Source organism: Streptomyces sp. WAC03905 (genome assembly GCF_057371075.1).
Genome location: NZ_JBXYDZ010000003.1, coordinates 1,669,632 through 1,682,508 on the forward strand (window position 1 = coordinate 1,669,632; position 12,877 = coordinate 1,682,508).

Annotated in this window: 5 protein-coding genes; 2 read left to right on the forward strand and 3 right to left on the reverse strand. The window is 74.4% G+C overall.

Annotated features, from left to right (window positions below):
- Positions 1 to 61: 61 nt before the first annotated feature.
- The 3 genes from AC2RP6_RS10245 to AC2RP6_RS10255 all read right to left on the reverse strand — a co-directional run bounded on the left by AC2RP6_RS10245 (position 62) and on the right by AC2RP6_RS10255 (position 4,174).
- Positions 62 to 1,117: an NADH-quinone oxidoreductase subunit B family protein gene (locus AC2RP6_RS10245; protein WP_486445936.1), complete on the reverse strand. Its 1,056-nt coding sequence runs from the start codon at positions 1,115 to 1,117 to the stop codon at positions 62 to 64.
- Positions 1,118 to 1,192: 75 nt separating this feature from the next.
- The gene (locus tag AC2RP6_RS10250; RefSeq protein WP_486450281.1) at positions 1,193 to 2,935 is read right to left on the reverse strand and encodes an enoyl-CoA hydratase-related protein; all 1,743 of its coding nucleotides are present in this window, start codon (positions 2,933 to 2,935) and stop codon (positions 1,193 to 1,195) included.
- 867 nt (positions 2,936 to 3,802) lie between these two features.
- Positions 3,803 to 4,174, reverse strand: coding sequence for a low affinity iron permease family protein (locus AC2RP6_RS10255; protein ID WP_486445937.1), 372 nt, complete (start codon positions 4,172 to 4,174; stop codon positions 3,803 to 3,805).
- A 525-nt stretch (positions 4,175 to 4,699) separates the two neighbouring features.
- Here AC2RP6_RS10255 and AC2RP6_RS10260 point away from each other — a divergent pair.
- Positions 4,700 to 6,457 carry a fatty acyl-AMP ligase gene (locus AC2RP6_RS10260; RefSeq protein ID WP_486445938.1) on the forward strand — a complete coding sequence of 586 codons (1,758 nt, stop codon included), beginning with the start codon at positions 4,700 to 4,702 and terminating at the stop codon, positions 6,455 to 6,457.
- A gap of 57 nt (positions 6,458 to 6,514) precedes the next feature.
- Entirely contained in the window at positions 6,515 to 12,877 is a 6,363-nt protein-coding gene (locus AC2RP6_RS10265) for an SDR family NAD(P)-dependent oxidoreductase (protein WP_486445939.1), read from the forward strand.

A 12,877-nucleotide genomic window follows, 5' to 3' on the forward strand; every position in this document is an offset into this window, starting at 1 on the left:
TCTTCGGTGCGTGCGGAGCGTGTCTGCGGGGGCGGGGCGGGGGCGGGTGGGAGCGGGACCGTCACCAGGGCGGGCGGTAGCCCGTCGTCAGCGCCCGGCCGGCCCGCCGCCACTTCGGCTCCTCGTCGACGGTGTGGGCGGTGACCGACCGGAGCTTGCGGACCAGTGCCCCGTACGCGCCGCTCGCGGTGGTGGAGACCCGCGCTCCGGGGGGCTCGTCCATGAAGGGCATGAACTTGTCGGGGAAGCCGGGCATGGTGCAGGCGATGCAGATGCCGCCGACGTTGGGGCAGCCGCCGATGCCGTTCATCCAGCCGCGCTTGGGCACGTTGCACTTCACGACGGGACCCCAGCAGCCCAGCTTGACCAGGCACTTCGGAGAGTCGTAGGTGTGCGCGAACTGTCCCTGCTCGTAGTAGCCGGCCCGGTCGCAGCCCTCGTGGACGGTCGCCCCGAACAGCCAGGTGGGACGCAGCTTGTCGTCGAGGGGGATCATCGGCGCCGATCCCGCCGCCTGGTAGAGCAGGTAGGTCAGGGTCTCCGAGAAGTTGTCCGGCTGGATGGGGCAGCCGGGCACGCACACGATGGGGATGCCGGCCTGCGACTTCCAGTCCCAGCCCAGGTAGTCGGGTACGCCCATGGCACCGGTCGGGTTGCCCTCCATCGCGTGGATGCCGCCGTACGTGGCGCACGTGCCGATGGCGACGACGGCTAGGGCCTTGGGGGCCAGCCGGTCGATCCACTCGCTCGTGGTGATGGGCTGGCCGGTCTCGGGGTCGTCGCCGAACCCGCACCAGTAACCCTCGGGTTTGATCGACTCGTTGGGGATCGAGCCCTCGACGACCAGGACGAAGGGGTCGATCTCGCCCCGCTCGCCCTTGAAGAACCACTCGATGAAGGTGTCCGCGCCGCCGACCGGCCCGCATTCGAAGTCGATCAGGGGCCAGTGGACGGCGATCTTGGGCAGACCGGGCAGGGTGCCGGTGACGATCTCCTCGATGCTGGGCTGCATCGCCGCCGTCAGGGACACGGAGTCGCCGTCGCAGCTCAGACCCGCGTTGATCCAGAGGATGTGAATGACGGGGTCCTCGACCGGGTCCTTCGTCACTGCGGCCATGCGCTGCCTCCTCGGGGAGGGGATCAGGGTGTGAGGGGGGTGGGGAGGCGGTCTGCCTCGGCCCCACATTTCTTGCTAACAGCTGCCGGGGCGGGGCGCCGCGTCTGGTGCGGCCAGTCCAGTGACGCCCCGCCGGTCCGCCGCGGCGCGCGTGAGGTGGGGCGGGGTGGCCGTGGGGGGCTCCTTGCGCACGAACGCGCGGCGCAGTGCGTGGTGGGGGGCGTCCGGGTCGAAGAAGGTGCGCCGCATCCGTGCCAGCTCGGCGGCCCGGTAGGCGGCCAGCGGGCGGCGCGCCTCGTGGAGCTCGCGGGCGGCCTTCTTCGCCGCGATCCGGGACTCGGTGGCGGGCAGGGCGGCGAGCCGGACCGCGAGGCGCCGCGTCTCGGAGGCGAAGTCCCCCGGCGCGCAGGGGACCGTACGGTCGACCAGTCCCAGCCGGTGCGCGGCGGTCGCACTGAGCGGCAGTGCCTCCGAGGAGAGGCGGACCGCCAGGCTGGAGCCGACGCGGCACGGCAGGGTGTACGTCCAGTACTCGGAGCCGTACAGGCCCATCAGGCGGTAGTGCGGGTTCAGGACGGCGCCGGAGCGGCACCAGACCTCGTCGGCGGCGAGGGCGAGCATGGCTCCGCCGGCGGCGGCGTTGCCGCCGAGGGCGCTGACGACGAGCCGGTCGGTGGTGGTGAGCACGGCCTCGACCAGGTCGTCCATGGCGTTGATGTTGGCCCAGGACTCCTCGGCGGGGTCGTCGGCGGCCTCGATGACGCCCAGGTGGATGCCGTTGGAGAAGAAGTCGCGGCCGCCGCCCAGGACGAGCACGGAGGTGGGGCGCGTGCAGGCGGCCCGGTAGGCGTCCAGCAGACGGCGGCAGTGCGCGGTGCTCATCGCCCCGCCGGGGAAGGAGAACGTCAGGAAACCGGTCCGGCCCTCCTCGTGGTAGCCGATGTCGGACCAGGCGGGACGGCAGGGGCCGGCGTCCGGCGGGGCGGGGACCTCGGGCAGCGGGGGCAGCCGGTCCGCGAGCGCCAGGGTGGCGGGGAGCCTGGGGGCGGGCGGTGCGCCGGGGGTCCGGGGGGCGCGCAGCTCGGGGATCCACACGGCCCCGTCGGCCGTGGCGCGGCAGACGGCCCCGGCCCGGGTGGCGAGCAGCTCGCCGGGGCGGCCGCGGAGGTCGTCCTCGCGGTGGCCGCCGTGCAGGTACCAGTCCGTGCCGAGCAGGTGGTCGCGTACGCCGGGCCGGGAGTCGGCGGCACGCAGCACCCGCAGGACGCGCTCGGTGGAGTCCGCCGCCCAGTCGATGCGGCGCTCGTCCTGGCGCAGCAACGGACGGGCCGTGCCGCCCTCCTGGGGGCGCGGGACGTAGGCACCGGAGGCGAAGCGCTCCACGGCGAGCAGGACGGCCTCCAGGGCGGCGTCGGCGATCTCACCGCGGTAGAGGTCGCTCTTGCCGACCGGTGGCACCGGGCACTCGGCGGTGGCCCAGACGTCCCCTGCGTCCATCTCGGCGTTGGCCTGCAGGACGGTCACCCCCCACCGGGTCGCGCCGTCCTGGACGGCGCGGTCGAGGGAGGAGGGGCCGCGGTCGCCGACGGGTCCGGGGTGCACGACCAGACAGGTGTACGCGCTCCAGACCTCCTCGGGGATGGCGGTGCGCAGCATCGGCGCAAGGACGAGGTCGGGGTGGTGCCGGCGCACGGCGTCGGCCAGCGGGGTGTCGGGCACGGCCAGTTCGACCGCCACCCGGTGGCCGTGGTCGCGCAGTTCGGCGTGGACTCGCTGGGTGAGGCTGTTGAACGCGCTCGCGACGAGCAGGACGTACACGTGGTCTCCCGGCGGCGGCCCGGAGCCGCCGCGGTCGCGGTGCCCGGCCTGTTCGGCGGCTGGTGACCGGAGCACGACCGGCCGCCTGCGATGCTCGGGCACGGCGGGGCGGGGGCGGGCGAGGCGGTGCGGCGTTGTCACTCGAAAGCGGGTGGGGGGAGGCCGCTCGGCCCATCCGCTCCCGCGGCGGGTCGCAGATCCGGGGGCCGCCCCGGGCCGGTTTTGCTGGGGCGCTGCCCCTCCGCTCCCGCGGCGGGTGGCGGATCCGGGGTCGGCCCCGTGCGGGCCGTGTGCTGGGGCGCTGCCCCAGACCCCGCGCCTCAATCGCCGGCGGGGCTGGATGGGGCGGCGCCGCTCCGCAGCGGGCAGCAGTCGGGGCCGGTGGTGCTGGGGTTGCGCGGGCCGGTGCGCGGGGCCGCCGAGGGGTGTCTCCTCGGCTCGGCGCGCGCGAGCCTTCTCGGCCGCGGGCCGGGGGTTGCGCGCTCGTCCTGCGGGGACACCCCTCACCGTCCCCGCTCCCCCCGCGACGGGGTGGGGACACGGCGGAGTGTCCCCGCAGGACGAGCGCGCACCACCGGGCACAACCGCGAAGTACGGTTCCGCGCGAGCCGAGGAGACACTCCGGCGGGGCACCGCCCCGTACATCACGAAGCCAGCCCCAGCCCCGCCGGCGATTGAGGCGCGGGGTCCGGGGCAGAGCCCCGGAAGCCACCGGCCCGGAGGCCGCCCCGAGCACGGCCACCCGCCGCGGGAGCGGAGGGGCAGAGCCCCGGAAGCCACCGGCCCGCAGGCCGGCCCCGAGTACGGCCACCCGCCGCGGGAGCGGAGGGGCGGAGCCCCGGAAGCCACCGGCCCGGGGGGGGGAGGCTAGTCGTGGTGTTCCAGGCCGATTGCCTTCTGGAGGTCCTTGTGGGCCTGGCCCCATTCGCCCTCCTGCTGTTCCAGCAGCGCCGCGGCGATGGCGTCGAGTTTGACCTGGATGGCGTGCTCCGCCCGGCGTTCGGAGTTCTTCAGCAGGGCCAGGAGCAGCAGGGACACCGCGCCCATCGCGTCGCCGACGAGGTGCTGCCAGCTCATGTCGAGGTGGGCCAGGTGGACGACGAGGAAGGCCGCCACCAGCAGGACGCAGAACAGCGAGAAGATCGGGGAGCTGGTGAAGTTGGACGCCAGTTCCGCGAGCTTCTCGAAGCGCCCGAGCCGCTCGTCGTCGCCCTTCTCCGCGGGGTGCTCAAAGGTCATGGCCCACGCCTGCCCGCTCCGTGCACCCCGAACCACCCGGTTCCGCCGCTTGTGCCCGAAGGTGTCGGGACCGGGCCGAACGGCCCATACCCCGCTCGGCACCGCCGAGAAGGCATTGCGCCGGATTGGCAGGATGACTCCAAGCCAAACGATCATTTTTGCTCAAGAAGTTTCAAACATGATCACTCCCTTCGCCCCCGCTCGCGATACCCCCACCCCGCTCCCCGCGCCGCCCCCACCCCGGCCGAGGTTGGCCGAAATCGTTCGCCTCTCCCGGAATTGCTCACAATTTCCGGCCATTCAAAGCGAGTTGACCGCGCAGCAAGGGTCAACCTAGGGTTTGGACCAGTACTGACCGGTACTCCTATTCCCACATTGCAGGAGCGCAGGGGGAATGGATCAATCCGCCCCCGCCACGTCCGCGCGCCCCGTGAGCCCCGGAGCTCCGGCACCCCGAAGAGGGATCCCGCGCGGCAGCCCTCCCGGCGCCGCGCGTCACGTATCCGGCATTGAATGAGGCTGAGCATGCTTGACGCTGCCCTGGACCAGATCCACCACGAGACGGTGGTCGACGCCGTCCGCGCGCACGCCGCGCGCATACCGGACCATCCGCTGTTCACCTTTCTGCCCGACGGCGAGGAGGCCGAGCCCGCGCTCACCTTCGCGGCCCTCGACGCCAGGGCGCGGGCCGTCGCCGCGAGCCTGCACGCCGCGCACGTGGAGCCCGGCTCCCGTGCGCTGCTGCTGTTCCAGCCCGGTCAGGACTTCGTCGTGGCGTTCTTCGGCTGCCTGTACGCGGGCGTCGTCGCCGTCCCCGCCTACCTCCCGCACCCGTCGCAGCGCGCCCGCGGACTGCTGCGGCTGGCGGGCATCGCCGAGGACGCGCAGCCCGCCGCGGTGCTGACCACCGCCGGGATCCGGGCGGCCATCGAGACGACGGCGCGTACGATCCCCGAGGTCCAGGAGACGGCCTGGCTGGCGGTCGACACGATCGCGGACGGGGCGGGTGCGGGCTGGTCCGCGCCGTCCCCGGAGCCGAAGTCCGTCGCCTTCCTCCAGTACACCTCCGGCTCGACGGGCCGGCCGAAGGGGGTGATGGTCACCCACGGCAACCTCACCCACAACACCGACCTCATCCGCACGTCGCTCGGAATGGACGATTCCACAGTTGTCGTGGGGTGGCTCCCGCCCTATCACGACATGGGGCTGATCTCGATGATCATCGTTCCGGCGATGATGGGAATCCATTCCGTCTCCATGCCGACCGTGGCGTTCCTGCAGAGTCCGGTGCGCTGGCTGCGGGCGATATCGACGTACCGGGGCACGCTTTCCGCGGCCCCCAACTTCGCGTTCGACCTGTGCACTCGAAAAGTGACCGACGAAGACCGGGCGACCTTGGACCTTTCGTCCTGGAGGGTCGCCACGAATGGCGCCGAGCCCATTCGGGCCGAGTCGATGAAGCGGTTCTCCGAGGCGTTCGCCCCCACCGGATTCCGCCCGGAAACCATCGTTCCGGTGTACGGGCTCGCCGAGAGCACGCTGCTGGTGAGCGGGGCCCCGATCGAACGGCCCTGGGTGTTCCGGTCCTTCGACGACGGCGAGCTCGAACGCGGGACCGCCGTCGTCGTGCCCGAGGGCAGTCCGGACGCGCGCGTCCTGGTCAGCTGCGGCGTCAGCCGGTCCCTGGAGGTGGCCGTCGTCGACCCGCAGGCCCGCACCCGGTGCCGGCCGGGACGGGTCGGCGAGATCTGGGTCGCGGGCGACAGCGTGGCGGCCGGGTACTGGCAGCGTCCCGACCTCACCCGCGAGGCCTTCGAGGCGACGCTCGTCGACGACGACGACCGCGGCCCGTACATGCGCACGGGCGACCTGGGCTTCCGGACCGAGGACGGCCTGTTCGTCTGCGGACGCATCAAGGACGTCATCATCGTGGGCGGGCGCAACCACTACCCCCACGACATCGAGCGCACCGCCGAGAGCGCGCACCCCGCGATCCGCCCCGGCTGCGTCGCGGCCTTCGGTGTGACCACGGACGGCGTGGAGGAGGTGGTGGTCGCCGCCGAGCTGCGCCGCGAGGCGGGCGACGGCTCGGACCGGGAGGCCCGGGAGGACGTCGTGAACGCCGTGCTGCGCGCCGTGACCCAGGAGCACCGGCTGACCGTGCGCGAGGTCGTCCTGCTGCCCGCCGGGACCCTGCCCAAGACGTCGAGCGGCAAGCTCCAGCGCCGCGAGACCCGGAAGGAGTACCTGGCCGGCCGGTCGCCGTGGACCGCGCAGCGCTGACCCGCACCACCTCGTAACGGAGAGCAGCACCACAGCAGCACCACACAGGGGGAGCACATGAAGGACACCGAGCTGGAAACCTGGCTGCGCCGGCGCATCGCCGAGCTGGCCCGCACGGGTTCGGGAGACGAGATATCGGCCCACGAGCCACTGGCCGCCTACGGCCTGTCCTCGGTCGACGCGGTGGCGCTGGCCGGGGAACTGGGCGCCCTGCTGGGCCGGAAGGTATCGCCGACCGTCGCGTACGAATTTCCCACGCTGAAGGAGATCCTGGACCACCTCCAGGGCAGGCTGCCCGCGCGGGGCGGCCCCGGCGCGCCGCGCCGCGCCGCCACCGCCGGCCCGGCCCACGACGAGCCGGTCGCGATCATCGGCATGGGGTGCCGGTTCCCGGGGGCCGACGGCCCCGAGGCGTTCTGGGAGCTGCTCGAAGCGGGCGTGGACGCCGTCGGCCGGGTGCCGGACGACCGGTTCGCCCGTTGGGGCCGGGGCGACGGCGGCACCGATCGCGCGGGCGTCGGGGGCTTCCTGGGCGGCGTCGGCGGACTGGACCTCGACTTCTTCGGCATCAGCGAGCACGAGGCCGCCAAGATCGACCCGCAGCAGCGGCTCATGCTGGAAGTCGCCTGGGAGGCCGTGGAGGACGCGGGGATCGACCCGTACGGCCTGGCCGGTTCGGACACCGGCGTCTTCGTCGGCATCTCCAGCTCGGACTACCGCGAGGTGCTCGCGAACGCGCCCTCCGCGGACGCCTATTCGCTGCTCGGCGGGGCGTCCAGCGTCGCCGCCAACCGGCTGTCGTACGTACTGGACCTGCGCGGCCCGAGCCTGTCCGTCGACACGGCCTGCTCCTCGTCCCTCGTCGCCGTCCACCTCGCGTGCGAGGCGATCCGCCGCGGCGAGTGCGGCATCGCCGTCGTCGGCGGCGTGAACGTGATCCTCACCCCGGCCATCACCGAGGCGTTCGACCACTCGGGCGTCATGGCGCCCGACGGCCGCTGCAAGGCCTTCTCGGCGGATGCCGACGGCTACGTGCGCAGCGAGGGCGCCGGCGCGGTCGTCCTGAAGCCGCTGAGCGAGGCACTGCGCGACGGCGACCGCGTCTCGGCGGTGATCCGCGGGTCCGCGGTGACCTCGGACGGGCGGACCAACGGCCTGCTGGCGCCCAGCCGCCGGGCGCAGGAGGACGTGGTGCGCCTCGCGCTGGCGGGCGCGGGCGCCCGGCCGTCCGAGGTCGGCTACGTCGAGGCCCACGGGACGGGCACGGTCATCGGCGACCAGATCGAGGCCGCCGCGCTGGGCACCGTACTGAACGACGGCCGGGCCGGGGACCGACCGTGCGCGATCGGCTCGGTGAAGACGAACCTCGGGCACCTGGAGGCGGCCGCGGGCATCGCCGGCCTGATCAAGCTGGCCCTCTGCTTCGAGCACGCGGCCCTCCCGCCGTCGCTGCACTGCGCGCAGCCGCATCCGGACATCGACTTCGACGGGCTCGGACTGCGCGTGCAGACCTCGTTGCGCCGCTGGGAGTCCCCCGGGGAGTCGGGGCTGGCCGGAGTGAGTTCCTTCGGATTCGGCGGCACGAACGCGCACGCGGTGCTCGGCCCCGCGCCCGCGGTCGCGGTCGAGTCGCAGGAGCAGGAGCAGGAGCAGGCGCGGGCGCAGGCCGCCGCGGGCGACGCGCACCCCGTACGGCTCCTGGCCCTGTCGGCCGCCACCGAGGAGGCCCTGCACGCGCAGGCCGCGGCCCACGCGACGTGGGCGGCCGGGGTCGCCGAGCGGGAACTGGGCCGGGAGACGGCGGCGGCGACCCTGCTGCGGGGGCGCGGCGTGCCGCGGGGGCGGGAGTTCCGCGCCGCCTTCGCGTTCGCGGACAAGGAGGAGCTGATCGGCCGCCTGCGCGAACCGTTCACGGCCGCGCGCGGCGTCCCCGACGAGGCGGGCGTCGTGTTCGTGTTCCCCGGGCAGGGTGCGCAGTGGCTCGGGATGGGCCGGGCCCTGCTGGAGTCGGAGCCCGCCTTCGAGCTGGCCGTCTCGCGCTGCGAGCAGGCCTTCGCCCCGTACGTCGACTGGTCGTTGCGCGAGGTCCTGACCGAGGAGGGGGCCGCCCCGCTGCTGGAGCGCATCGACGTCGTGCAGCCGGCGCTCTTCGCGATGCAGGTCGGGCTGGCGGCGGTCTTCCGGTCGTGGGGCGTGCGGCCCGCCGGTGTCGTCGGGCACAGCATGGGTGAGGTCGCGGCGGCGTACGTCGCGGGCGCGCTGCGGCTGGAGGACGCGGCGCGGATCATCTGCCGGCGCAGCGCCCTGATGATGCGTCACCGCGGCCGGGGTGCCATGGCGCTGGTCTCGCTGCCCGTGTCGGACGTGCGCAAGGCCCTGGAGCCCTACGGGGACCGGATCTCGCTCGCCGCGCACAACGGGCCGGGCACGACGGTGGTGTCCGGGGAGACGGCGGCCGTCGAGGAGTTCGCGGCCGCCATGGACGCCGGGGGCGTCTTCTGCCGGCGGGTCAAGGTGGACGTGGCCTCGCACTGCGCGCTGCTGGAGGACCTGCGCGAGGACCTCACGGCCGAACTGTCCGGACTGTCCCCGCGGGCCGCGACCGCCGCCTTTTACTCCTCCCTGGCCGGTGAGCGCCTGGCCACGGACGCGCTGGACGCGGGCTACTGGTGGCGCAACCTGCGCGAGCCGGTGCTGTTCGCCGATGCGGTCCGTACGGCCGGGGCGGCCGGTCACCGCGTGTTCCTGGAGATGAGCCCGCATCCGCTGCTGTCGGTGTCGGTCACCGAGTGCCTGGAGGACGACGACCGTGCCGTGGCCGCCGTCCCGGCGATGCGGCGCGCGGACGGCCGGGCGCCCTACGAGGCGGTCGCCGCGCTGTTCGAGGCCGGGTGCGAGATCGACTGGGCCGCCTTCTTCGGCGGGCGGCCCCGGGCGGGCACGCGGCTGCCCACCTACCCCTGGCAGCGCCAGGAGCACTGGGTCGAGCCCGAGGGCCCGCGCGCGGAGGGCACGCTGGTGACCGGGGCACTCCCGGTCGTCCGGGACCACCGGGTGCAGGAGAGGGCGATCGCGCCCGCCGCGTGGATGCTCGACGTGGCGCTGAAGGAGGTCGACCAGGACGGGGCCGGCGGGTGCGGCCTGAGCGACGTACTGGTGACGAACCCGCTGGCCGTCGCCGACGGCGAGGCCCGGCACGTGCGCGTCTCCCGGCGACTGCGCGCGGGCGGCGAGCCGTTCCTGTCCGTGGAGAGCCGGGCGGCCGGCGACCGGGGTTCCGCCTGGGAGGAGCACGTCTCCGCCACGTGGTCCGAGAGCACGGCCGCCCCGGACGCGGCCGACCTGTCCGCGATCCGCCTGCGGTGCCCGCGGCGCGTCGAGCCCGACGCCCTCTACGAGCACTTGGCGGCGTCCGGGCTCTCGTACGGGGACAGCATGCGGATGGTGACCGGGATGTGGCTGGGCGAGGGAGAGCTGCTGACCCGGCTCGCTCCCCCGTCCCCGCGGACGGCGGGCCGGCCACTGCCGGCGGACGCCGCGGACGGGGCCATGCAGTCCATCGCCGGGCTGTCCGTCGACAGCGGCGCCTCCGGGACGTTCGTCGGGTTCGGCTACGGACGGGTGGACGTCTTCGCGCCCTGGTCGGGTGCGGCCCTCGCCCACGTGCGGCTGCGCGGCGAACTCCGTCCCGACGCCGACACCTTCGACTGCGACGTGGACGTGCTCGATGCCGACGGGCGGGTCCTCGTACGGTTCACGGCCGTGTCGCTCAAGCGGATGCGCACCCGGCACTCCCTGCGGTTCTTCGCCGTCGACGCGAGGCCGCAGGCGCGGCCCGCCGGGACCGGCGCGTCCGCCGCCGCTCCCGTCGTGCTGCTCACCGCGGACGCCGGCGGGTGCGCGGCGCTGGTGGAGGAGCTGGAGCGGGGTGGCGCCGAGTGCTCGGTCGCCCCGCTGCCCGGGGAGGAGGAGGCGGAGGCGTTCCTGGAGTCGCTGCCGCGGCCGGCGCGGCTGCTCGTCGTGGAGCCGGAGCGGGAGGCGTTCCTGGCCTTCCTGCGGTCCGCCGCGCGCGCCGGGAGCACCGGACGCCGCGAGCTGGCACTGGTCACCGGCGACGTCGCGCTGCCCCCGCTGCTGCGCGCCCTGGAACAGGAGACGGTCGGCTGGGCCGGGCGGGCCGTCCGGGTCGAACCGGAGGAGCTGGCGTCGCGCGAGCTCGCCCGGGACCTCGCCGCCGAACTCGCCACGCCGCCCGCCGAGTTCTGTGTCCGCTACCGGCACGGTGAGCGCACCGTCCCGTCCCTGACCCCGGTCGAACCGGCCTCCGGCGAGGCGGACCTGCGGCCCGGCGGCGTGTACTGGATCACGGGCGGCCAGGGCGGGCTCGGTTCCACGCTCGCGGTCGCACTGGCCCGCGAGGCGGGCGCGCGCGTGGTGCTCACCGGGCGCCGCGCGGAGGTCGATCCGCGGCTGGAGGAGGCGGTCGACGCGGCCGGCGGGCGGCTGCTGTACCTCCAGGCGGACGTGACGGACGCGGCCGCGGTACGGCGCGCCCTGGACGAGACGCTGCGCCGCTTCGGGGCCCTGCACGGCGTGGTCCACACCGCGGGGATCCTCGACGACGCGCTCGTCGAGTCGACGTCGACCGAGCGCATGAACACGATCATCGGGCCCAAGGAGCAGGGGGCCCGGATCCTCCTCGACGCGGTGGCGTCGGAGGACCTCGACTTCATCGTGCTGTTCTCCTCCATGGCCAGCCTGTTCGTGACGGCCGGCCAGGGCGCGTACGCGGCGGGCAACGCCACGCTCGACGCGCTGACCGGTACGGTGCGCAGCCGGCGTACCCCGGTGCGGACGGTCAACTGGGGCCCCTGGGCGGAACTGGGGATGGTCGCCGACCCCAAGTACCAGGCGCAGCTGCTGGAGTCGGGGCTGCACCCGATGGCTCCGGAGGCGGGCGCCGACGCGTTCCTGCGCACGCTGGGCAGCTCCCACCTGCAGCTCGCCGTCCTGGACGTGGGCGACGAGGTCGCCGACGGTCTCGTGGCGCGGTTCAACCGCGGGCACGGGCATGCCGGGGCCGCGGCGCCGCGGGCACGCACGGCGCGTCCGGAGGCCGCGGCCGGCTCGGCGGCGGACTTCGTCCGGGCGGAGCTGGCCCGGGCCCTGCGCCGCTCCCCCGCCGAGATCGACACCTCGGCACGCTTCGACCGGCTGGGGGTCGATTCGCTGCTGGCCGTGTCCCTGACCCGCCGGATCGGCGCCCACTTCGGGCTGGAGCTGCCGGCGACATTCCTGTTCAACCACCGGACGGTGGACGCCGTGGGACTCCACCTGGAGGGGCTGCTGGGGCCGGCGGAGCCCGAGGAGGCGTACGCGCCGCCGGTACTGCCCGCGCCGGGCGCGCAGGAGGTCACGCTGGACGGGGCGGAGCTGCACAGCACCGTCCCGGGCTACACCATCGCCGCGGGCCCGTCCGGGCTCGACATGCGGCTGCGGGACGTTCCGGTGCGCACGGCCGGGCCGGGGGAGGTCGTCATCGACGTGCAGGCCGTCGGCGTCAACTTCATCGACGTCCTGGCGACCACCGGCTTCCACCCGTTCCTGTCGGCGCCGCCGTTCGTCCCCGGGCACGAGGTGGCCGGCGTCGTCCACGCGGTCGGCGAGGGCGTCGAGCACGTGCGGCCCGGTGACGCGGTCCTCGCGCTGACCCCGGACGGCGGGTACGCGGCCCGCGTCACGACGGCCGGGTACACGGTGGCTCCGCTGCCCGCGGGCGTGAGCGCCGTCGACGCGGTCTCCGTACTGATCAGCGGTCTCACGGCCATCGCGTGCCTGGAGCGGGAGGCGCGCGTGTTCCCGGGCGACCGGGTGCTCGTCCAGGCCGCCGCCGGTGCGACGGGGACGGCCTGCGTGCAGCTGGCGCTGCACCACGGCGCCACGGTGTTCGGTACGGCGAGCACCGAGGCCAAGCTGGAGCACCTGCGGGCCCTGGGCGTCCAGTACCCGGTCAACTACGCGGAGGCGGACTTCGCCGACGCCGTCCGGGAACTCTCGCCCGACCAGGGGCTCGACCTCGTCGTGGACTCGCTCTCCGGCGACGCGGTGGGCCGTGGCCTGGAGCTGCTGCGGCCCGGGGGCCGCTTCATCGAGATCGGGGCGGCCGGGGTGCTCGACCTGGCCGTGGACGGCCGGGAGCTGTTCATGAGCAGCCGCTCCTTCTGCACCGTCAACGTCGGTGCGCTGGCGCGCGACCCCTCCCGGCTGCGGCCGCTGATGGACCGCCTCGTCGAGCTGATCGACGCGGGCGTGCTCCGTCCCTCGGTGGGCGGCGCCTTCGCCTTCGAGGACGCTCCGCAGGCGATCACGCAGCTCCGCAACCGGGCCAACATCGGCAAGTTCGTCGTCACCGTTCCTTAG

Bases quoted from the DNA above. Each gene is read 5' to 3' on its own strand.
- AC2RP6_RS10245 (WP_486445936.1), bottom strand. From the start codon at position 1,117: ATGGCCGCAGTGACGAAGGACCCGGTCGAGGACCCCGTCATTCACATC.
- AC2RP6_RS10255 (WP_486445937.1), bottom strand. From the start codon at position 4,174: ATGACCTTTGAGCACCCCGCGGAGAAGGGCGACGACGAGCGGCTCGGG.
- AC2RP6_RS10260 (WP_486445938.1), top strand. From the start codon at position 4,700: ATGCTTGACGCTGCCCTGGACCAGATCCACCACGAGACGGTGGTCGAC.
- AC2RP6_RS10265 (WP_486445939.1), top strand. From the start codon at position 6,515: ATGAAGGACACCGAGCTGGAAACCTGGCTGCGCCGGCGCATCGCCGAG.